Source organism: Streptomyces sp. NPDC048415, from assembly GCF_040651675.1.
Taxonomy (GTDB): domain Bacteria; phylum Actinomycetota; class Actinomycetes; order Streptomycetales; family Streptomycetaceae; genus Streptomyces.
Genome location: NZ_JBEZKJ010000001.1, coordinates 309,941 through 330,440, shown reverse-complemented (window position 1 = coordinate 330,440; position 20,500 = coordinate 309,941). Strand labels below are relative to the sequence as shown.

General features: G+C 70.7%; 15 protein-coding genes and 2 pseudogenes. 7 read left to right on the top strand and 10 right to left on the bottom strand.

All coding sequences use genetic code 11. The features are described 5' to 3' along the window. Nucleotides 1–74: 74 nt before the first annotated feature. A complete protein-coding gene (locus AB0D27_RS01470) occupies nucleotides 75–1,037 on the bottom strand; it encodes an NAD-dependent epimerase/dehydratase family protein (RefSeq protein ID WP_362500889.1) in 963 nt (320 codons plus the stop codon). A 511-nt stretch (nucleotides 1,038–1,548) separates the two neighbouring features. Here AB0D27_RS01470 and AB0D27_RS01465 point away from each other — a divergent pair. Both AB0D27_RS01465 and AB0D27_RS01460 read left to right on the top strand, forming a co-directional pair. Next, nucleotides 1,549–2,760 (top strand): polysaccharide pyruvyl transferase family protein, encoded by a 1,212-nt coding sequence (locus AB0D27_RS01465; RefSeq protein ID WP_362500888.1) that lies wholly within the window; start codon nucleotides 1,549–1,551, stop codon nucleotides 2,758–2,760. A 77-nt stretch (nucleotides 2,761–2,837) separates the two neighbouring features. Continuing rightward, entirely contained in the window at nucleotides 2,838–4,331 is a 1,494-nt protein-coding gene (locus tag AB0D27_RS01460) for an FAD-dependent oxidoreductase (RefSeq protein WP_362500887.1), read from the top strand. 44 nt (nucleotides 4,332–4,375) lie between these two features. On the opposite strand, the gene AB0D27_RS01455 is transcribed toward AB0D27_RS01460, so the two are convergent. The 5 genes and pseudogenes from AB0D27_RS01455 to AB0D27_RS01435 all read right to left on the bottom strand — a co-directional run. After that, nucleotides 4,376–6,001 (bottom strand): right-handed parallel beta-helix repeat-containing protein, encoded by a 1,626-nt coding sequence (locus AB0D27_RS01455; protein WP_362500886.1) that lies wholly within the window; start codon nucleotides 5,999–6,001, stop codon nucleotides 4,376–4,378. A gap of 229 nt (nucleotides 6,002–6,230) precedes the next feature. Then, nucleotides 6,231–6,452, bottom strand: a pseudogene (locus tag AB0D27_RS01450) (winged helix-turn-helix domain-containing protein); the annotation flags it as partial. Nucleotides 6,453–6,627: 175 nt separating this feature from the next. Beyond that, nucleotides 6,628–8,868, bottom strand: a complete 2,241-nt coding sequence (locus AB0D27_RS01445) for a LuxR C-terminal-related transcriptional regulator (protein ID WP_362500885.1) — start codon at nucleotides 8,866–8,868, stop codon at nucleotides 6,628–6,630. A gap of 339 nt (nucleotides 8,869–9,207) precedes the next feature. After that, the gene (locus AB0D27_RS01440; RefSeq protein ID WP_362500884.1) at nucleotides 9,208–10,032 is read right to left on the bottom strand and encodes an intradiol ring-cleavage dioxygenase; all 825 of its coding nucleotides are present in this window, start codon (nucleotides 10,030–10,032) and stop codon (nucleotides 9,208–9,210) included. Between the two features lie 73 nt (nucleotides 10,033–10,105). Then, nucleotides 10,106–10,271: pseudogene (locus AB0D27_RS01435) on the bottom strand (CBS domain-containing protein); the annotation flags it as partial. A gap of 302 nt (nucleotides 10,272–10,573) precedes the next feature. Here AB0D27_RS01435 and AB0D27_RS01430 point away from each other — a divergent pair. Further along, nucleotides 10,574–11,329: an IclR family transcriptional regulator gene (locus AB0D27_RS01430; RefSeq protein ID WP_362500883.1), complete on the top strand. Its 756-nt coding sequence runs from the start codon at nucleotides 10,574–10,576 to the stop codon at nucleotides 11,327–11,329. Between the two features lie 96 nt (nucleotides 11,330–11,425). Next, nucleotides 11,426–12,754, top strand: a complete 1,329-nt coding sequence (locus AB0D27_RS01425) for a PP2C family protein-serine/threonine phosphatase (protein ID WP_362500882.1) — start codon at nucleotides 11,426–11,428, stop codon at nucleotides 12,752–12,754. Nucleotides 12,755–12,901: 147 nt separating this feature from the next. Here the strand turns inward: AB0D27_RS01425 and AB0D27_RS01420 are convergent, their stop codons facing one another. Beyond that, on the bottom strand, nucleotides 12,902–13,327 hold the full coding sequence (locus AB0D27_RS01420) for an ATP-binding protein (RefSeq protein WP_362500881.1): 426 nt from the start codon (nucleotides 13,325–13,327) through the stop codon (nucleotides 12,902–12,904). A 197-nt stretch (nucleotides 13,328–13,524) separates the two neighbouring features. Between AB0D27_RS01420 and AB0D27_RS01415 the strand changes: the two genes are divergently transcribed. Continuing rightward, nucleotides 13,525–14,292, top strand: a complete 768-nt coding sequence (locus AB0D27_RS01415) for an IclR family transcriptional regulator (protein WP_362500880.1) — start codon at nucleotides 13,525–13,527, stop codon at nucleotides 14,290–14,292. A gap of 40 nt (nucleotides 14,293–14,332) precedes the next feature. Beyond that, on the top strand, nucleotides 14,333–15,850 hold the full coding sequence (gene glpK, locus AB0D27_RS01410) for a glycerol kinase GlpK (RefSeq protein WP_362500879.1): 1,518 nt from the start codon (nucleotides 14,333–14,335) through the stop codon (nucleotides 15,848–15,850). 431 nt (nucleotides 15,851–16,281) lie between these two features. Here glpK and AB0D27_RS01405 read toward each other — a convergent pair whose 3' ends face one another. Further along, the gene (locus AB0D27_RS01405) at nucleotides 16,282–17,682 is read right to left on the bottom strand and encodes a CHASE3 domain-containing protein (protein ID WP_362500878.1); all 1,401 of its coding nucleotides are present in this window, start codon (nucleotides 17,680–17,682) and stop codon (nucleotides 16,282–16,284) included. Nucleotides 17,683–17,773: 91 nt separating this feature from the next. Here AB0D27_RS01405 and AB0D27_RS01400 point away from each other — a divergent pair, with 91 nt between their 5' ends. Further along, nucleotides 17,774–18,427 (top strand): response regulator transcription factor, encoded by a 654-nt coding sequence (locus tag AB0D27_RS01400; protein ID WP_362500877.1) that lies wholly within the window; start codon nucleotides 17,774–17,776, stop codon nucleotides 18,425–18,427. On the opposite strand, the gene AB0D27_RS01395 is transcribed toward AB0D27_RS01400, so the two are convergent. Then, nucleotides 18,405–18,794, bottom strand: a complete 390-nt coding sequence (locus AB0D27_RS01395; protein WP_362500876.1) for a response regulator transcription factor — start codon at nucleotides 18,792–18,794, stop codon at nucleotides 18,405–18,407. The genes AB0D27_RS01400 and AB0D27_RS01395 overlap by 23 nt on opposite strands. A gap of 198 nt (nucleotides 18,795–18,992) precedes the next feature. Further along, nucleotides 18,993–20,330 carry a glutamyl-tRNA reductase gene (hemA, locus tag AB0D27_RS01390; protein WP_362500875.1) on the bottom strand — a complete coding sequence of 446 codons (1,338 nt, stop codon included), beginning with the start codon at nucleotides 20,328–20,330 and terminating at the stop codon, nucleotides 18,993–18,995. Nucleotides 20,331–20,500: the final 170 nt, after the last annotated feature.

Sequence of the window (20,500 nt, the reverse complement as noted above, 5' to 3'; positions counted from 1 at the left end):
CGGGGCGAAGCCGGGCGTCGAGCCGGTCTCCGCTGCGGGAGTGCACCGCCGGTGGGGCGGGCGCTCGCACCGGATCAGGGGTTCGCGGTGGCGCGGAACCAGTCGATCGTGCGCCGCAGGCCTTCCTCGGCGTCCACCGCGGGTTCCCAGCCGAGCTTGTCGCGGGCCAGCGTGATGTCCGGGCAGCGGACGGCCGGGTCGTCCGTCGGCCGTTCGATGAAGCGGATCTCCGACGTGGATCCGGTGAGTTCGATGACGAGGCGCGCGAGGTCGAGCATGGTGATCTCGGTCGGGTTGCCGATGTTGACCGGGCCGCGCATGCCGTGCGCCGCCGCGGCGAGGATGCCGCGGACGGTGTCGTCGACGTAGCACAGCGACCGGGTCTGGCATCCGTCGCCGGTGACCGTGAGTGCTTCACCGTCGAGCGCCTGACGGACGAACGTCGGCACGGCACGGCCGTCGTGGCCACGCATCCGGGGGCCGTAGGTGTTGAACAGCCGCACGATGCAGGTGTCGGTGCCCTCGGCGTCGGCGTGAGCGGTGGTGAGGGCCTCGGAGAACCGTTTGGCCTCGTCGTACACGCTCCGTGGCCCGACCGGGTTCACATTCCCCCAGTACCGCTCGTCCTGGGGATTTTGCTGGGGGTCTCCGTAGACCTCGGACGTCGACGCGAGAAGGAAGCGGGCATCACAGCGGTGGGCGAGCTCCAGGGCGTGGCGCGTCCCGAGGCTGCCGGTCTCCAACGTGTGCAGCGGCAGCCGCAGATAGTCGGCCGGGGATGCCGGGGAAGCGAAGTGGAGGAGCAGATCCGGTGGTCGGTCGACGGAGAGGCCCTCGGCGGCGTCGGCCCGCACAAGGGTGAATCCGGGGCGGTCGAGCAGGTGGGCCACGTTCTCCGGCCGACCGGTGCTGAAGTCGTCCACGCAGGTGACCGCGGCGCCCGAGTCCAGCAGGGCGGCGCACAGATGCGAACCGACGAAACCCGAGCCACCGGTGACGACGGCATGCTCCCAGTTCCGGGAAAAAGTGCTGGTCATTCAGATCTCCTCTGTACGTGGCGACGGCGTATCCGGCCCTGGTCGTCGACCCGGGCCGCTGATGCCGCAGAGGACACGTCGAGTACCCGCTCAGCGTCCGTTGCCCGGGCGAGGGAGGCTCGGTGGTGTACGGCATCGGAGTGACTCACGGAGAGTGAGGACCCAGGACGCCCGGTAGTTCCGCTTTGCCATGTGCACGTGGCGCGGGGTTCCCCGCCGGTCGCCGCTCATGCCAGGGATCTCGGACGTGCGGGCGCGTTCCGGATGCCGGCTCGTCGGCTGCGATGGTGCGTGATCGGGTCCCATGAAAAACTTGGCACGACCGTCGGCCGCGTTCTTCGCCGCCGGCTGCCGGAAAGTGCCTCACTGGGGGTTTCCTCCGGGCCGTGGAGGCAACTCGGGCCCGAGCCCGGACGTGGCAGCGCCGCGCCGAGCTTCGGCTCCTGCCGCCTTCCCAGGGCCGTCCAGGACCTACGCGTCGATCATCAGCTCCTCGGAACAGGAGTTCCGGATGACCACCACCACACAGCGTCCGCGGTCGGGCCCACGCATCGGCCTGCTCGGCTCGTACGGCGGCTACAACATGGGCGACGAGGCCATCTTGATCTGCGTCCTGAGCTGCCTGCGCGCCCATCGCCCGGACGCCCGGCTCGTCATCTTCAGCCGCAACGCCGAGCACACCCGCGCCCACTATCCAGGCGTCGACGACGTGGTGAGCTGGGAAGGAGTCCCGCAGAAACAGGTGCTCGACGCCCTGTCCGGCCTGGACCTGCTGGTGCTCGGCGGCGGCGGCATCCTCTACGACGGCGAGGCCCGCCGGTATCTGCGGCTGGTGGAGGCGGCACAGGCCCACGGTGTCCGCACCTTCGGTTACGCGGTCGGCGCGGGCCCGCTGCGGGACGCGGACGACCGGGCGGCGGTGCGCGCTGTGCTGCCGATGATGGACGAGGTCGTCGTACGCGACGAGGAATCGCGGCTCGTGCTGGAGGAGGCCGGGCTCGACCGGGAGCTCACCGTCACCGCGGACCCGGCGCTGCTGCTGCCGCCGGAGCCCTTCACCGAGCAGATGATGCGCCAGGAGGGCGTCCCCGCCGATACCCGGCTGGTGGGGATGTCGGTACGAGAACCTGGCCGGGCGGCGGAGAAGCTGGACGAGGGCGACTACCACGCGCTGCTCGCCGATGTGGCGGACTTCCTGGTGCGGCGTCTGGACGCGCACGTGGTCTTCGTACCGATGGAACGCCAGGACGTCCACCACGCCCATGGCGTGCTGTCCCGGATGACCGCGCCGGACCGGGGCCGGATCCTGCACAGCGTCTACCGTCCGGGCCAGGTCCTCGGCCTCATGAGCCATCTGGACCTGGTCGTCGGTATGCGCCTGCACTTCGTGATCTTCGCCGCCGTCTCCGGCCTGCCCGTCCTGCCGTTGCCCTACTCCGGCAAGGTCTTCGACTTCGCACGCCGTATCGGGGCACCGGCGCTGGTCGGTGTGGCACGCGAGCAGGCCGGACTGCTGCTGGCGGAAGTGGACCGGCTCTGGGACGAGTTCCCCCAGCGCCGAGTGGACCTCGGCGTCCGCGTCGAGCGGTTGCAGGAACTCGCGCGGGAGACCTGCGCACGTTGCGGGCAGGTGCTCGACCTCATGGACGACGCCGGCAACCCGCCGGATGCCGCACAGTCCGGCCTCCACCTGCTCAGGCCGGGTACCGGGGCCGCGGGCTGAGAGGCCGCGACCGGCCTCATGACGCCGGACCAGGGCCGGACCTGCCGTACAGGAAATCCAGCCGACGGGAAGAAACGATGCCGATCCTGAAGCCACCTCCGCACTCCCAGACCATCACCCTGCCGCCGCGCGCGGCCCGCTACGGAGGCGGGACGGACGTTCTGGTCGTCGGTGGCGGCCCGGCCGGAACCGCCGCCGCCTGCGCGGCGGCCGATGCCGGGGCCGACGTCGTGCTGGTGGAGCGGTACGGCTTCCTCGGCGGCAACGCGACCGCGGCGCTCGTCATGCCCTTGATGTCGTTCCACAACGAACAGAAACAGGCCCTGTTCACCGAGCCCGGCGCTGTCGGGGACCGGCTGCTGCCCACCGATCACGGAGAGGGCGAACCGGTGGTCGCCGGCTTCCTGTGGCGGCTGCTGGACCGGCTCACCGAGCGTGGCGGATGCATCCCGCCGTCCCTCGAGACCGGCTACACCGTGCCGTTCGACCCGGAGATCTTCAAGCTCGTCCTCCTCGATCTGCTCGACGAGGCGGGAGTGCGGATGCTGTTCCACTCCTTCGCCTCCACTGCGCTGCCCCTGGAGAACGGCTGGCGGGTCGTCTTCGAGACGAAGTCCGGCCCGGTGGTCATCGACGCCGGAGTCGTCGTCGACGGAACGGGGGACGGTGACGTGGCCAACGCCTGCGGAGCACTGTGCGAGATCGGGCGTCCCGAGGACGGGCTGGTGCAGCCGATGACGCTCATGTTCCGCGTCGTCGACTTCCTGCGGCCGCGATTCGCCGAGTACGTGCGTGAGCATCCCGACCAGTGGCGCGGCGTGCACGGGCTGTGGGACCTCGTCGAGGAGGCCAGGGCCTCCGGTGAACTGCATCTGCCGCGCGAGGACGTGCTGTTCTTCGCCACTCCGCACGACAAAGAGGTCAGCGTCAACAGCACCCGCGTCTCAGCGCTGGGCATCGACGTATGGGACCTCAGCCGGGCCGAGTTCATAGCCCGCCGCCAGCTGGCCCAGATCGAGCGCTTTCTGCGGACCCACGTGCCGGGCTTCGAGGAGTCGTACGTGGTGCAGAGCGGCACCCAGATCGGGGTACGGGAGACGCGCCGCATCATGGGCGACTACAAGCTGACCGGACACGACATCATGGACGCCCGCTCCTTCCCCGACGTCATCGCGCACGGCGCCTATCCCATCGACATCCACAACCCGGCGGGCACCGGCACCGTCCTCAAGCGCGTCCCCCGGGGCCGCTTCTACGACATCCCGCTGCGCTGTCTGCTGCCCCGGCAGAGTGACCGGCTGCTGGTCGCCGGCCGCTGCATCTCCGGCTCGCACGTGGCGCACTCCTCCTACCGCGTCATGCCCATCGCCATGGCGACCGGTCAGGCGGCAGGCGTCTGCGCCGGATTGGCCATCGGTCTCGACCGCAGGCCGCGCGACGTGCCCTACCCGCTCGTCCAGCGAGAACTCCTGCGGCAGGGCGCTCGCCTGCGTCTCGGGTCCGATGGCCAGACGTCCGGCGCCATCGTGGGCGACGGCAGCGCCGACCGCACGCGCCGTCCGGGCGTCTAAAGGTCTGCACGTCGTATCGCGTATTCGCGTGCTGGCGTACTCGCCTATTCGTCGTTGTCGCGCCAGCGGCTGCCGCTGGGCGGCGTGTCGAAGCGGGTGGCCGCCGACGCGTTCCCGGTGAAGTCGTTGCCGCAGACGCGTCCGCGTGTCCAGCTGCCCTCGGATGTGATCCACACGCCGTGAATCTGGGTCCTGGGCCGCTGGTCGTCCCAGACGCGGTTGCCGTTCATCTGCGCTCCCGTCACCGCGGCCGCGGCGGTGATTCCGGCTCGCGGGGCGGGGGAATCCGGCAGCCGGTACGAGGAGCCCGGCGCGGGTGTGCCGTCGCTCCACGCGGTGTCAGCTCCCGGACGTGCGGGGGCCAGGGCGAGATCCGTCTTCGTGTTGGAGGTGACCACGGCCCTTTGCCGGCCCACGGTCAGTTCCTTGCCGCGATGACCGTCCGGGGGCCAGTCGGCGTTCTCGTCTACCAGGGACAGACGGGTACAGCGCACTCCCGCGCCGCCGCCCGATGCCGCGGGCGCGGCGCGGCGACCGTTGTTGCGGATCCGGTTGCCCAGGATCGCCGGGTCCCGCAGGTCGGCGTCGATACGGACACCGTCGAGCGCGTTGTCCCGGATGTCGTTGGACTCCAGCACGACGTCCGCGGCCGGCTCCCGATCGCCGCCCTCGAGGTTGTGCTCCCAGTAGCCGTAACGTCCGTTGTCGCTGACGCGGTTGCCGCGGAGGGCGTAGGGGCCGGGGGTGTTTCCGATCGCGATGCCGTTGCGCACATTGCCGTCGATCACGCAGCCGTTGACGATGCCGCCTCGCCCCCCGACACCCGAGGTGCCCTGCGAGGACACGTCGAACCCGGCCTCGTGGTTGCCGATCATCGTCGAAGAGGTGACCAGCAGTCCGTCGGCTCCCCAGTCGGAGATGCCGAAGCGGTTGTCCTCCGCGTGGCAGGCGGTGATACGAATGCCGCGGGGCGGCGGCCAGTTCTCGCGTTGCAGCTCCACGAAGATGCCGTTGGTGCCGTTGCCGATCGCGGTGCAGGTGGTGACTGTCAGGCGTTCGACCGCGCCCCAGCCGCCGACGCCGATCCCGATGCCCGCGCCGCCCATCTTCTCGCCGGGGTCCTGCCGGCCGCACCGCTCGGCCAGTACCCCCTCCACGACCGTGTCCTGCAGGAAGTCACAGCCGAAGCCGGTCGCCGCGGTGTCGTGCACGTACAGATCGCTGAAGCGGCCCCGCAGCACGTACTGCAGGCCGAGCCCCTTGGCCAACGGGTCGTACTCCCGTGTCCGCACGCCCGAACCGTCGACCTCGAAATGCGCGAAGGTGATGTCCGCCAGATGGTTGTCGCGCCCGGCTCCGTGCTGCGCGGTGGTGAACCAGGCCAGCGGCACCGGTGTCGTCGGACTGCCGGGATTGCACAGCACGAAGCAGGTGGCGCCGCGTCCCGCGCCGATCAGGGACACACCGCTGCGCCACACCGTCGCCCTGTCCCGGAGGACATAGCAGCCCGCGGGGACCGTGATGACCCGGGGACGGCCGTCCGCGGCGCAGGCCGCGCCCATGGCGTCCACCAGCCGGGCGAACGCCGGCTGATCGTTGGTGGTCCCGTCACCGACCAGACCGTGCTCGCGTGCGTCGACCGTCAGCGGCGAGGACACAGAGATGGACATACGAACTCCTCCCGGGCCGCACCGGCCCTTCACCGCCGAGTACCAGTGATCGGTGGCAGCCAATCCCGGGGGAGGTCGCGAATGCGTGAGGGGTATCAGCCCGGGTCAGACGCTCTTGGCAGCTTCTGCGCAGGGCGGAGCGAGCGCGGTCAGCCCCACGGCGAGGCCGTGCAGCCAGGAGGACGTACGCGGTGGGGCTGAATCCGCCCGCGAGATATGCGTGCTCACGCAGGGGGTATCCCACACCGCTGACAGCCTCCACGACGTGCGGTTCGCCGAGTTTGCGGCGCGGCCCTCGCCTAGTGACCCTGACGATTGTGGTGAACGGGTCGATCTCCTCGTCCCAGACCCGTTCCAGCAGCGTCTCCGCCGACACCGGAGCACCGGCCGCGCGCAACAGCTCCTCCGGCACCGCGAACTCCTTGCGTGACAGGGCCACTTGACGGCCGTCGCCGTGGGTCTCGGGCAGATGGGCATCTCCTCCTCCTCCATGACCAGAACGCGCATGTCGTACCCACCCCTCGTCCGTCGCGCAGCGGGTGCCCGCGGCAGGCGCACCGTAGAGAGGAGACGACGTGGAAGGAGCGCGCGTTCACTGACCCGCCCACCCGAGGCTCTTGTGAGGCTCATCGCAGCGAGGCGGGCCGCTCCGTTCTCCTGGCGGCCACCCACAGGGCGATCTGCGTGCGTGACCGCACGCCGAGCTTGTCGCGGACGTGGTCCAGGTGCGAGGCGACCGTACGTACCGAAAGGTCCAGCTTCTCGGCGATACGGCGGTTGGTCAGCCCTTCGGCGACGAGCTCGGCTACCATGAACTCCCTGCCCGTCAGCTCCCCGGTGCCGGGGGCATCGCCGTCGCCGATGGCGCGCAGGGCGTAGGCGACCAGCCGGTCCCCGCGAAGTCCGCGGCCTCGGCTGACGGCCGCCTCCCGCGCCGCGGCCGACAGCCGCGTCCGTGCCCGCGCGGCCGTCTCCTCCACCCGGCGCCGCCACGGGCCCTCGGGCTCGGTGTCCAGTCGGCGACGTGCCTCGGCGCTTGCCTCACACAGCCGCAGCGCCCGCTGCATATCACCGCTCTCCGCCGCCACGATCGCCAGGCCCTCGACGGGGTACAGCGCGTGGAAGCTGGCCCCCGGGGCGATCCTGAGCACCTCGGCGAACAGCCCCTCGGCGCTCTTCAGATCGCCGAGGGCGAGCCGCACGGCGCCCGCGGTGTGCAGCGCGGCCGCCAGCTGGCGCCAGGGAGCGTGCCGTCGAAGCACCGGCAGACAGCGAGACATCAGCACGTCGGCGTCCCGCACTCCGCCCGACTGGTGCAGGGCCCAGGCCAGATGATGAGTGCACCACGCGGTGTCGTGCGCGTTGCCGAGCGCGGTGACGACCTCCAGGCACGCGCGCAGGTCCGTCACGGCCTCGGCGAACTCCCCGCGGCACAGCCGGGCCGCGGCCCGCGCGTCCAGGGCGTTGGCGAGCCCGGCGGGGCGGCGGTTGCCCGCACACTCGACACGCACGGCGTCCTCGCCGAGCCGCAGTGCCTCCGCCAAGTGCCCCTGCTGACAGGCCACACGGGCGGCGAGTGCCGGGACCTCGCCGCCGAGCGCCCGGCCGTCGTCGTCGTCCAGGAGCCGCGCCAGCAGCGTACGGGCGGCGGACGGCTGCTCCTGCTGGTAGCGCACCCGGGCGAGTTCGAGCGCCAACCTGACGTACGTGGCGCCGTCACGCCCCGTGATGTGGGCGAGGGCCGCCGCGAGGTTGTCCTGTTCCCCGGCGAGGGGGCCGCCGATCTGGTCGGCGAACACCTCGTCACCGGCGCGCCGCGCCAGCCCGTCCAGCCACCGCAGGGCCCGCCGACGGGTGGCGGGCAGCTCGCCGGAGGCTGTCAGGCGTTCCAGGGCGTAGCCGCGGATGGCGGTGAGCTGCCTGAACCGTGCGGGCAGCGCGTCCCCAGGCACCCGTACGATCAGGGACTTGCCCTCCAGGGCGCACAGCACGCGGAATATCTGCCGCGACGTGATGCCCCCGCCGGCGCACACCGCCTGAGCCGCGACTGTGTCGAACCCGCCGACGAGGACCGAAAGGCGCCGGAAAACCGCCTGTTCCACGGGATCGAGGAGCCGATGGCTCCAGTCGATCGCGGCGGCCAGCTCACGGTGCCGCCCGGGCCCGGTCCTGCTGCCGTCGGCCAGCAGGGACAACTGATCGTCCAGTCCCGCCAGGATGCCGCTCAGCGGAAGCGTCCCGACCCGGCGTGCCGCCAGCTCGATGGCGAGGGTCAGGCCGTCGAGGCGGCGGCAGATCTCGGCGACGGTCCGGCCGTTGCCCCGGTGGAGCCGGAATCCGGGTGCGCGGGCCGAGGCGCGTTCGACGAACAGCCGGACGGCGTCGGACCGCAGCAGTGCGGCCGGGTCGTCCTCGCCGCCGGGCGGGGCCAGCGACAGCTCCTCCACCCGGAACACGACCTCCCCGGGCACCCGAAGCGCCTCCCGGCTGGTGGCCAGGATCCGCAGCCCGGGACAGCGGCTCAGCAGGGCCGCCGCCAGATGCGCGCAAGAGTCGGCCAGATGCTCGCAGTTGTCCAGGATCAGCAGCCGGGAAGCGTCCCCGATGGCGTGAGCCAGCACATCGACTCCGGTCCGTCCCGCCCGCTCGCCCACGGCCAGTACGGCGGCCACGGACTGTGCGAGCACGGCGCCGTCGTGCAGCGAGTCGAGTTCGACCAGGTCGACTCGGGAGGCACTGCCGGCCGGGCCCCTGGCGAACTCCAGCGCCAGCCGGGTTTTGCCGACTCCGCCGGTACCGGTCAGGGTGAGGAGCCGCGACGACCTCAGCAGGGTGCGCAGTCGCGACAGCTCCGGCCGGCGGCCCACGAAGGAGTCGAGAGCCCGGGGCAGGTCTTGGGTGTGTGCGGCGGTGGAGGAGGCAGGGGAGGGGGAGGGGGCCGACTCCGCCCGGCGGGCCGCCCGCTGCCGGAACGCCCGTTGTCTGCATGCGCCGGAGCAGTAGCGGGCCGGTCGGCCGCCGTGCGGCCCTGCGGTCAGGGCTGCGCCGCATAACTCACACGTTCGACTCGGGTTCATCCCCGTTTCCTGGCCGCGATGTCCCGAGGGGAAACCACCGTCATCGTGTCGCCGGCGCGGTCGAGGCACGCACCGGCATGCGGTAGCCGGGGCCGGATGAGGCGGACCCGGCTACCGCTGCCCGTGCTGTCAGGGTGTGGCGGCGGGATGGACGCCGAGCACGACGGTGCCCGTCACTCCCTTGCTGAGGTCGCTGCCCGCCTGAGTGACGGTCAACAGGGTGGCGGAACCGCCGCGCTGGTATATGCCGTCCCGGGCGTTGAGTGTGCGGGTGGTGGTGTTGGTCCGGTACGGAGTCAGTGTGGCGACCCTGCTGTTGTACGCCTCCGGGAAGTAGAGCTGGCCAGTGTGGGACACATGGCCGCCCTGGTACTTCCCGTCGGAGACGGTGCCGCCGGCGTGGGTCTTGACGTGGATGTGAAGGGCACGGCCCACGTACCAGCCTGGGTAGATGGTGGTGAATGTGGCGGCGCCGGTGGAGTCGGTCAGCTGAACACCGCGCAGGAACGTCGTGTCCGGGGTGGAGCCGCCGGCCGCATAGCCGGAGTAGATCCCCAGAGCGTCGCAGTGCCAGATGTCGACCGCCGTGTCGGGAAGCGGAGAGCAGGTCGTGGCGTCGACCACGGTCACGCGCAGGGTGAGCGGCACACCGGGCTTGCCCTCGGTGATGTCCTTGCGGACCGTCTCCAGGTCGAGGTAGTAGGGGCCCTCGGTCTGTTCGGGGGTGAGGACGCAGACGGCGGCCGCCTGGACGGGGGGTTCGGCCGCGGTGCTCGGGCCTGCGTGTGTCGTCGCCTGCGCGGTCGCCGGACCCGTCAGGCCCAGGGTGGCCAGTCCCAGGGTCACGCCGCCCAGACCGGCGATCACCGATCTGCGGGTGGCCCGCGCCCGGTCGTCGACGGATTCTGAACCGCGGTCCGCTGCCGCGGAGTTGGAGTGGGGGGTGTCAGTCATGTGGTGACAGTGGCCCCCGTCCCGGCACGGCACATCCCTCACCTGACCGATGAGTCGGGGCGTGACGAAACCCGAGACGAACGCCGCGGTCGGTGAGCACACCGAACAGATCACAGTCGTAGACCACCGCGGCGTCGCCGGCGTCGTGCTCGCGCAACGTACGCCGCCCGCTCCAGCGTGGTCATCGGCTCGACGGCCACCGCGCCCGGTTCCATCACGTCGCGCACTCGCCGGCTCATGGGCCCGGCGGAACCGCAATGCCGTGGGGCGAGAGGCGAGTGGCCCTCACCGCACGGAGCCGAGGCGGCCACCGGCCCCGCGTGCCGGCCGGTCCAGTGATGGACGCCGGCCGCGATGACCGGGCCATGCGGCGGGTCGTCCCCGTACTGCAGAGTCAACGCCCGCTCCCCCCGTCGGCGGCGGGGGCCGTCCAGGTTCTGGGCGTCGGCGTCGGCGTCGGCGTCGGCGCGTGCGGCCGTGCGCAGTCGCGAAGGGTCGCGCGCACCTTGCCTGCGCCGTGCGCCCGGCGCACGCTGGTCGTATGGGTGCTCAGGACGGCCCTACGCTCATCTCATCCGTACAGCGGGCCTTTCGCCTGCTGGAGGCGGTGAGCGCGCACGAGAACGGCGCGCCGGCGAAGCAGCTGGCACGTGAGACCGACCTGCCCCTGGCCACCGCTTATCACCTGCTGCGGACACTGGTCCACGACGGATACATACGGAAGGTGGACGGCGCGTTCGTCCTGGGCGACAAGCTGCAGACGCTGCACACCGCGGGCCGCGGACAGGCGCTGCTGAGCCGTGTCCGTCCCACGCTCGCCGCTCTGCGGGACGAGTGCACGACCGCCGCCTACCTCACCTTCTACGAGGACGGCGAGATCCGGGTCGCCGAGATCGTCGATGGCCCCCGGGCGCCCCGGGTCGATCTCTGGGTGGGATTCGAGGACGCGGGCCACGCCACCGCACTGGGCAAGTCCGTACTGCGAGAACTCGACGACGACTCCCGCAAGGACTACCTCTCCCGGCACGCCCTCGCCGACCTCACACCACGGACCATCACCAGCGCTCCGGAGCTGCTCCGGCGACTCGACTCCTCACCCGTGGCCCCGGCCGTCATGGACCTGGAGGAGTACGCCCTCGGCACGGTCTGCGTCGCCGTGCCCGTCTACAGCGGGGACACACTCGGCTCACTCGGCGTCTCACTGCCGGCGGAGCGGCTTCCCCGACTCGAGCGGATCCTCGCCCGGCTGATCCCGACCGCGAGTCGCGTGACCAGGAGCCTCTCGCTCACTATCTGAAAATCCTCTCCTTGTGGCGCCCGAGTCGAACCCGTTTCCTAAAGGAAACAGACATTTCAGGAGTGCCCGCACACAGGTGAGGACTGCGGACGAAATATGAGTCAGGCCCGAGACCATGGTGGTGGCGACCACTGGCCGATACGGCCGCTCAAGAACTTGGTATCCGGTCCCGGGGCGTCGGCCCGGGACCGGACACGCGCTGCCGCGCACTTGGCCGCCGCAACGCTGCCCGTGCTGATCGTCTTCGTCGTCGTGGTCGTCGACCTCGCCTGCGGAGCAGGGATGATCTGGTTGTCACTGCTCGCGGCCGGGCCCGCGCTCGCCGCCACGACCAGCGGACCGCGCGGAGTCTTCGGTGTCGGCATCCTCGCCGCGGTGCTGGGCGCGACGCTCGGAGTCCGGGACGGTGTTCCGGGCCGAGAGCTGGCAGCCGTACTGTCCGCCCTGGTGGCCGTCACGCTGGCGAGTGGCCTGGCCGGCACACTGCGCGGCCGTCGTGAACGGGTGCTCGCGGCCGTCCGCTCGGTCGCCGAGGCCGCCCAGCATGCGCTTCTCAAGCCCGTACCGGCGACCGTCGGCCCGTTCCAGGTGGCCGTCCGCTACAGCGCCGCGGCGGCGGAGGCCCGTATCGGCGGGGATCTGTACGCACTGGTGCCCACCCCGTACGGGGTCAGGCTGATCGTCGGCGATGTGCGCGGCAAGGGGCTGCCGGCCGTGGGCACCGCCGCACTCGTGCTCGGTGTCTTCCGGGAGGCCGCCTACGACGAGCCCGATCTCCTCGCCGTCGTCGCCAGAATCGAGCGGAGCCTGGCACGCAACCTCGGTACGGACGACTTTGTCACCGCGGTGGTCGCCGGATACCCGCAGACAGGGCAGCTGGAGGTGGTCAACTGCGGACACGCGCCTCCGCTGCTGGTACGTCGATCCGGAAGCGTCGTCGCCGTAGAGCCCGCCCATCCGGCCCCGCCCCTCGGGCTGCGCGCCCTCACGGGCGAGACCCCCAGCCTTCAGGTGCTGCGCTTCGGCGACGGGGATCAACTGCTGCTCTACACCGACGGGGTCACCGAGGCCCGCAACCACGGCCGTGAGTTCTATCCGCTCGCCGAAGGGCTGGCGCGCCACTTGTCCGACGAGCCGGCGCGCACCCTCACCGCGCTCCATGACGAACTGCTGGCGCATGTGGGCGGCCGGCTGCACGACGATGCGGCGCTGCTCCTGCTCCAGAAACCGGCCACTCCCGAACAGGCGGTTCCTGGAGCGAACGTTCCCGATCCGGCGTCCGAGGTCGGTCGCGGCGGGGGGAGGCAGGCTGCCGGGATGGCGGAAGGAGCGGCGGACCTGGGTGTTCTTCGCGCCGCGATCACGTCAGGGCGCTCTCCCTGGCCGGGGAACGGCCGTCGCCGCCCTCTGCCGTACCAGGCCTGACCAGCCAGGCCGCGTATTCACATGCGGCGAACCAGTCCCCCTGACGTATAGCCGGGCATTCTCATGCGGCGAACCAGTCGCCCTGACGTACAGCCGCGCATTCTCATGCCGCGAACCAGTGCCGCCGACGTACAGCGCCGCGCATTCTCATGCCGCGACGAGATCGGCCCACCGGGTAACCCCGCCGGAGTGGATGCGCATGCCGTGCCGAGTCGCCAGCGCGTGGACGATTTGCTCGCCCCGGCCGTGCTCGTCCGGGTCGATCCCCGCAGTCGACTGCCCCGCCGCAAGCGCGGGTCCCCTGTCGGTGACCTCGACGCGCAGGGTGCTGGGCCCGTCTCCCCGGATCCATGACAGCCGCAGCTCCGCCGGGGGCAGGGCGTGGACGACAGCGTTGGTGAGCAGCTCCGACACCACCAGGAGTGAGTCCTCGACCATCGCCGGGCACAGGTTCCAGTCGGCGAGGACTGCTCCCACACGTCGGCGTACGGCCGAGACGGCCCCGGCGACGGGCGGCAGCGGGCAGACGTGTTCGACTGTCTCGCGAAGCATCGTGTTGAGAGGTACCGCCATCTGCTCTCCTCCGGTGAGCGCCGGTCGCCGGGCGCCGAGCCGCAGCGCGCCTTTCCGGGCCTCAGAGCACGTTAGGGAGCGCGGTGAGGCCGGTCAATGAATGGCGGTCGGCATTACCGAACGCCGAGGCTCACCCGGTGGCGGGGCGTCCATCTGCACGTAAAGCGGACGGTTCGTGGCGGTTATAGGCTCGCTTCATGGCCGGCCCAGTCCAGTCGATCGAACGGGCGGCGGCGATCTTGCGTCTGCTCGCCGGTGGGCCCCGCCGACTCGGGCTCGGCGAGGTGGCGGCCTCGCTCGGACTGGCGAAGGGCACCGCCCACGGCATACTGCGCACGCTCCAGCATGTGGATTTCGTGGAGCAGGACGCGGCGACCGGAAAGTACCAGCTCGGGGCCGCCCTGCTGCACCTGGGCACCAGCTATCTCGATGTCAATGAGCTGCGGTCGCGCTCCATCAACTGGGCCGATGCCCTGGCCGCCCGTAGCGGGGAAGCGGTCCGCCTGGGCACTCCCTTGGAGGGCAAGGTCCTCGTCGTCCACCACGTGTTCCGGCCCGACGACACGCTCCAGACGCTGGACGTGGGCTCACTGCTGCCTCTGCACGCCTCCTCGCTCGGCAAGGTTCTGCTGGCCTTCGGGACCGCGCCCCTGCAGTCGGCCCTGGAATCGGCGCTCGAGGCGTACACCCGGCACACCCTGATCGTCCCGGAGCAGCTGACCCGGGCGCTCGCCGAGATCAGGGAACTCGGATGGGCCGCCGAAGTCCAGGAAATGAGCATGGGCGAAGCCGGAATCGCCTCGCCGATCCGAGGGCACGGCGGCCTCGTGGTGGGCGCCATCGGACTGTCCGGCCCTGTCGAGAGGATCTGTGACAGCCAAGGCCGTCCCCGGCCGAGCCTGATCATCCTGCTTCGTGAGGCCGCACGGGCGATCTCCAGAGACCTTGGCGCGGCTCGCTGGTAGTCCCACCGCATCCTCGGTACATCGGAAGGCAGACCCGATCATGGTTGAACGGTATGTAGTGTCCATCGATCAGGGCACCAACTCCACCCGATGCATTCTGTTCGACCACCATGGGCGGCTGGTGTCGGTCGCCCAGCGGGAGCACCACCAGCACTTCCCCAGGCCCGGATGGGTCGAGCACGACGCCGTCGAGATCTGGCGCAATCTGCAGCGCATCGTTCCCGAGGCTCTGTCCGATGCCGGTGTCGGCGCGGACGGTGTCGCCGCCATCGGTCTCGCCAACCAGCGGGAGACGACGGTGCTCTGGGACCGTCGGACGGGTGCCCCGCTGGGCAGGGCGCTCGTGTGGCAGGACACCCGCACCGCACCGCTCGTCGAGGACCTCAGACGTCGGCCCGGGGAGGAATTCTTCCTCGAGCGGTGTGGTCTGCCCCCCTCGACCTACTTCTCGGCGCTGCGGATCCGCTGGCTGTTCGACCACGTCAACGGTCTGGAACAGCGGGCCAAGGACGGCGAGGTGCTGTTCGGCACGATGGAGACCTGGCTGATCTGGAACCTCACCGGCGGTGCGGACGGTGGCCTGCACATCACCGACGCCACCAACGCCAGCCGCACCATGCTGATGAACATCCGCACGCTCGACTGGGACGAGGAGCTGCTCGCGTTCTTCGAGGTTCCCCGCCTCATGCTGCCCGGGATCCGGTCTTCTGCCGAGAGCTACGGCGAGGCCCGCACGCTCCTGCCGGGCGTCCGTATCACCGCCGCCCTCGGTGACCAGCAGGCCGCCCTGTTCGGCCAGACCTGCTTCTCCCCGGGCGAGGCCAAGTGCACCTACGGAACGGGCAGCTTCCTCCTGCTCAACACTGGTACCGATGTCGTGCGGTCCCGGCATGGACTCCTCACGACCGTCGCCTACAAGATCGGGGACCAGACCCCGGTCTACGCCTTGGAAGGTTCGATAGCCGTCACCGGCTCGCTGGTCCAGTGGTTCCGTGACCGCCTGGGACTGATCAGCAGCGCGCCGGAGATCGAGACCCTCGCGCGGACGGTCGAGGACAACGGCGGTTGCTATATCGTCCCCGCCTTCTCCGGTCTCTTCGCACCCCGCTGGCGCAGCGACGCACGCGGTGTCATCGTCGGCCTCACGTCGTACATCACCAAGGGACACCTGGCCCGAGCCGTGCTGGAGGCCACGGGCTGGCAGACGCGAGAGGTCGTCGACGCCATGAACGCGGACTCCTCGGTCGCCCTGAAGCAGCTCAAGGTGGACGGCGGCATGACGTCGGACAACCTGCTCATGCAGTTCGTGGCCGACGTGCTCGACGTGCCCGTCGTGCGGCCCATGGTCGCCGAGACGGTCTCCCTCGGCGCCGCCTACGCCGCCGGGCTCGCCGCGGGCTACTGGCCGGACCTGGAAGTCCTGCGTCGTAACTGGCACCGTGCCGCCCAATGGCTGCCGGACATGGACCCCGAGCGGCGCGAATCGGAATACGACAACTGGCAGCGAGCCGTCGAGCGGTCGCTGGGGTGGATCAAATCGCCGCCGAGGTCCACCTGAGGCCCGGCCGGACTCCCCCCCGGAAGAAGCTCAGCTTCCGCACCCAGTGGCTCACCAGCAGATGACATGGAGTGCCGGTCGGCGGCTCCAGGCAGCAGCTGGTCACAGAGCTCTTCGGGAGCGGCGCCGATCTGCGTGCGCGGAGACTGCGGCCTCTTTCGCCCTCACGATGTCGGGGTCCCGGGGGTCGAGCGGCAGCGCATCCAGCAGCATGTCCTGCCGCTCGCGCGAACCCCTCGTACGACGGTGCTTCGTCACGCGGACCTGATGCATCTCGCACCTCCCAGAGGATGACGAACGACTTGCGTCCAGCCTGGCCGCAGATGGCTTCGAAGCCATCGAGGCCAGCGCCCGTTTCCATGGCGAGGCAGCGGTAACGCTCGTCTACCGGCCAGCCGTACCGTGCCTGGCCGCAGCACCGGGACCGGGGGCTACCGATCCACCGTCGGCAGGCCGGCCTGCAGCGTGGTGCCGTCACCGGGGGCGCTGATCACGGCGAGGGTTCCGTCGAGTGCCTGGACCCGGTCCATCAGCCCGATCAGTCCCGACCCGTGGCCGACGTCGGCACCACCCACGCCGTCGTCGCGGATCGACAGGCGCAGGTGTCCGTCTTCTACCCGTGCCTTGACCCACACCGCCGACGCGTGGGCGTGCTTGACGGTGTTGGCCAGCGCCTCGGAGACGATGAAATAAGCGGCGACTTCCACCGGCTCCGACAGCCGGTCCGGCACCGCTACGTCGAGCTCGACCGGGACCGGGCAGCGGCGGGCGAGCGCCTTCAGCGCCGGGCCCAGTCCGCCCTCGGACAGGATCGCCGGATGGATACCGCGGGACAGCTCGCGCAGCTCCTCCTGGGCATCGCCGAGCCCTTGCGCGATCTCGGCCAGCTGCTTGCGAAGGTGTGGCTCCTCGGAAGGCGCCAGCGCCTCGATCGCGCGCAGCTCCAGCGCCAGGGACACCAGGCGCTGCTGGGTGCCGTCGTGCAGGTCGCGTTCGATCCGCCGGCGCTCCCGGTCGGCGGCGGCGACGATGCGCGCCCGGGAGGCGGCCAGATCCTGACGGTTCTCCTCCAGGGCGCTCGCCATCGTGTTGAAACTGTGCTGCAGCGCGGCGACCTCGCCGGTGCCGCGCTCCTGCACCCGGGCGCCCAGGTCACCGCCCGCAAGTCGGCATGCCATGGCAGCCACTCTGCGTACCGGCCGGACGATCCTCCTGGCCAGGTAGCTGGCGAACAACGCGACCAGCGCCACGGACCCGGTCAGGCCGGCAACGGCACCGGCAACCGCGCGGCTGTCCGCGGCGGCCGAGCGGCGCTGCCTGTCCGCCGCCATGGTGGCTTCGGCCGCCACCAAGCGGTCGAACTCGGCCCGAATGGCGTCGAGCCGCTGTTTGCCCTCCTCGGTCGCCGTCACCGCGTTCACCGCTGACCGGTCTCGCCTGGCTGCCTCGACCAGCGGGATCGAGTAGTCGCGCAGGTACGAGGTGCCGGCGTGCTCGATCCATCGCGCCCGGGCCTCCTGCTGCGGGGTCATGTCGGCGACCAGGCGTTCGAGTGTCGCGGCCTCCGTGGGGAAGGCGGCTCGTGCGGCCTGCCAGGGCTGGAGGAAATCGGCCGAGCCGGTGAGCAGAAAACCGCGCTGGCCGGTCTCGAGGTCGACGATGGACCGCTCGAGATGGTTGGCCACCACCAGGACCTGCTGGGACTGCCGTGCCTTCACCTGGAGCCTGTCCTGGGCGGCGACGGAGGAGAGCAGCACCGCGAACGCCCCGGCGATGATCACGGCGAGCAGGCCGCTGGCGACCAGTACGCGCCGGGTAAGGCCGCCTTGCATCGGAGCCTCCGGTTCCCGCCATGCGTCCTTAGTGCGAGCTATTGGGACATACAGTGATAATAGTCAGCATGCGAGGGAGGACGGCCGGGCGATGACCGGGGTGCGGGTGGTACTGGCCGAGGACGACGTCTTGTTGCGCGCGGGCCTGGCCAGCCTCCTGCAGCGCTCCGGCTTCGAGGTCATGGGCGAGGCCGGCGACGGACCGGGGCTGCTGTCGCTGGTCCGAGAGACCACCCCCGATCTGGCGGTCGTCGACGTACGGATGCCCCCGACGCACAGTGTCGAAGGGCTCGACGCGGCACGGGTGATCCGTCAGGAGCTTCCCGAGATCGGCATCCTGGTGCTGTCCGCGCATGCCGAGGTCGATCACGCGATGGAGCTGATGGCCAGCGGCCGTGCGGTCGGCTATCTGCTCAAGAGCCGGGTCAGTGACGTGGACGAGTTCCTCGACGCGCTGAAACGCATCGCGAGCGGCGGATCGGTGGTCGACCCCGGCCTCATCCAGGAGCTGGTGGCCGCCCGGCGGCGCAACGACCCGCTCGCTCTCCTGAGCGAACGGGAACGTGAGGTGCTGGCCCTCATGGCGGAAGGGCGCTCCAACGCGGGCATCGCCCGCCGGCTGTGGGTGACCGAGGGCACAGTGGAGAAGCACGTGCGCAGCATCCTGGCCAAGCTTTGCCTGTCCGAGACCGACGATGACCACCGCCGTGTGCTCGCGGTGCTCACCTTCCTGGATTCTCGCTGACGCCGTCGAGCAGGTCCCGGATGATGCGAGCCGACAAGGCTGTCTTCGACACGAACCCCACCGCAGGACTGGCGGCGATCAGCTCGGCGTAGTCCTCCTCCGCCTGCGTCGAGATCATGATCGTCGGTGGATGCGCGTCGCCGGTCTCCCACGCGAGGCGTCCAGCCAGCTCGAAGCCGCTCTCACCGCCGAGGTTGATGTCCACCAGCGTCACGTCCGGCCGCAACTCGATCGCCTGGCGCAGCGCCTCGGCGCCGGTCGAGGCCACCCCCACCACGGTGATGCCCTCGCCGCCGAGCAGCGTCCGCGCGACCTTAAGGAAGTGCGGGCTGTCGTCGACTATGAGGCAGCGCAGCATGACTTCCATGCTTTCCATGGTGATGGGACGGGCGCGCCGTCGGCATTCCTGCTAGCTGTACATCCAGCAGTGCCGCTCGTAGCAACGAGGAAGTATCGACGATGCCCGCCCGCCTGCCCGCGTTCGGCGCTGCCTTCGGGGCGGCGCCGATGCCGTCCGGACGCTGTCGCGCACGCGCCGACGGGCCGGGGACGGGGTTGTTCCATTTCAGTACCGGCTCTCAGTGTCGGGCAGTTCTGCCTGCCGGGTGATCTTTGCCATGGTGGCGTGAGCATCCCCGACGTCCGCGCTGAGGTCGAAGAGTTGTCGCAACGCGTCGAGGTAGACCGGCCCTGTCGGGCCGGTGGTGAACTCCTTGGCGCGGACTGTCGGCCGGTGCAGGATCTTGCGGAGGATGCGGTGGACCGTGGCGGCCGTCTCGGCCCTTTGCTGGTCGCTGAGATCGGGGAGCCGATCGTGCAACCGGGCCAGTTCGGCGTCCGCGAGCTGCCTGATCTGTGCGTGCATCGCGGCGATGACAGGCACGGCAGCCGTCTGTTCCTGCCGGTCCCTGTACACGGCGGTCTCCTCTGCGACGATGGCCCGTACCTGGGAGATCTGGTCCGGTGCCGCTCGGTCTGCCAGGTGCCGGCCGAGTGCGGTGAGGTCGACGAGCGTGACCCCTGGCAGGCCTCCCACGGCGGGGTCCACATCACGCGGCACACCCAGGTCGAGCACGAACAGCGGTCGGCCGGGGACCTTCGCCCTGGCTGCCCGCACCTGCTCGGCGGACACGAGGGGTACGGCGGCCCCTGTGGCGGTGATCAAGACATCGGCGTCGGCGAGCGCGGCCGGAACGTCGCCGTTCCGCAGGGGCATGCCACGCACCGCCGTGGCCGCCTCAGCGACTCGCACCTGGCTGCGGCCGGCCACGGAAAGGCGCCCGACTCCGGCCTCGCGCAGCAGCCGTGCCGCGAGCTTGCCCGTGCTGCCTGTCCCGATCACCACCGCATCGCGGGCCGCGAGCCCGCCGAAGTGGGCGTCGGCGAGGTCCAGGCCGGCGCGGGCGAGCGAGACGCCTTCGGTGCTGATCGTCGTCTGCGTGCGGGCCCGCTTGCTGGCCCGGAGGGCCGCGTCGACCAGGCCGGTGAGGGCAGGTCCGGTGGTTCCCGCGTTGGCGGCCGCCCGCGCCGCGGCCTTGATCTGGGCGACGATCTGGTCCTCACCCACCGCCATCGAATCCAGTCCGCACGCGACCGAGAACAAGTGCTCGGCCGCCGCGCCGCCGACGCGGATGCGAGTCATCCGCAGGACGTCACCGACCGGGAGCTGCCCATGGTCGGCCAGCAGGTCCGCGACGGCCTGGGTCACCGGTCCCGCAGGGCCGGGTGTGGCCGCGTATACCTCGACCCGGTTGCAGGTGGACAGGACGACCACCTCGTCGATGGACGGCACGGCGTGCAACCGTGCCAGCACGCCGGCCTGTTGCGCGGACGGAACGGCAAGCTTTTCGAGTACCTCGGCCGGCGTGAATCGGTGGGACAGGCTCAGGCTCACAATCGTCATCGCATTGGCCGTTCGCTGTGGGGATTGAGCTGCGGGGGATGGGCTATGGGACGGGGCTACGGGGATGGGGATGGCGCTGGGACGGGCTTCAGGGACGGGGCTGTGGGGATTCGGCTCGCGGACGCGTGAGGGGACCGGCACCTGCCGGCGCCGGTCCCCTCGTCCGTCAC

What these genes read in the sequence shown, in the direction of transcription:
- AB0D27_RS01465 (WP_362500888.1), top strand. Translation starts at nt 1,549, where the DNA reads ATGACCACCACCACACAGCGTCCGCGGTCGGGCCCACGCATCGGCCTG.
- AB0D27_RS01400 (WP_362500877.1), top strand. Translation starts at nt 17,774, where the DNA reads ATGACCGGGGTGCGGGTGGTACTGGCCGAGGACGACGTCTTGTTGCGC.
- AB0D27_RS01405 (WP_362500878.1), bottom strand. Translation starts at nt 17,682, where the DNA reads ATGCAAGGCGGCCTTACCCGGCGCGTACTGGTCGCCAGCGGCCTGCTC.
- AB0D27_RS01430 (WP_362500883.1), top strand. Translation starts at nt 10,574, where the DNA reads ATGGGTGCTCAGGACGGCCCTACGCTCATCTCATCCGTACAGCGGGCC.
- AB0D27_RS01425 (WP_362500882.1), top strand. Translation starts at nt 11,426, where the DNA reads ATGAGTCAGGCCCGAGACCATGGTGGTGGCGACCACTGGCCGATACGG.
- AB0D27_RS01455 (WP_362500886.1), bottom strand. Translation starts at nt 6,001, where the DNA reads ATGTCCATCTCTGTGTCCTCGCCGCTGACGGTCGACGCACGCGAGCAC.
- AB0D27_RS01460 (WP_362500887.1), top strand. Translation starts at nt 2,838, where the DNA reads ATGCCGATCCTGAAGCCACCTCCGCACTCCCAGACCATCACCCTGCCG.
- AB0D27_RS01420 (WP_362500881.1), bottom strand. Translation starts at nt 13,327, where the DNA reads ATGGCGGTACCTCTCAACACGATGCTTCGCGAGACAGTCGAACACGTC.
- AB0D27_RS01415 (WP_362500880.1), top strand. Translation starts at nt 13,525, where the DNA reads ATGGCCGGCCCAGTCCAGTCGATCGAACGGGCGGCGGCGATCTTGCGT.
- glpK (WP_362500879.1), top strand. Translation starts at nt 14,333, where the DNA reads ATGGTTGAACGGTATGTAGTGTCCATCGATCAGGGCACCAACTCCACC.
- hemA (WP_362500875.1), bottom strand. Translation starts at nt 20,330, where the DNA reads ATGACGATTGTGAGCCTGAGCCTGTCCCACCGATTCACGCCGGCCGAG.
- AB0D27_RS01440 (WP_362500884.1), bottom strand. Translation starts at nt 10,032, where the DNA reads ATGACTGACACCCCCCACTCCAACTCCGCGGCAGCGGACCGCGGTTCA.
- AB0D27_RS01395 (WP_362500876.1), bottom strand. Translation starts at nt 18,794, where the DNA reads ATGGAAGTCATGCTGCGCTGCCTCATAGTCGACGACAGCCCGCACTTC.
- AB0D27_RS01470 (WP_362500889.1), bottom strand. Translation starts at nt 1,037, where the DNA reads ATGACCAGCACTTTTTCCCGGAACTGGGAGCATGCCGTCGTCACCGGT.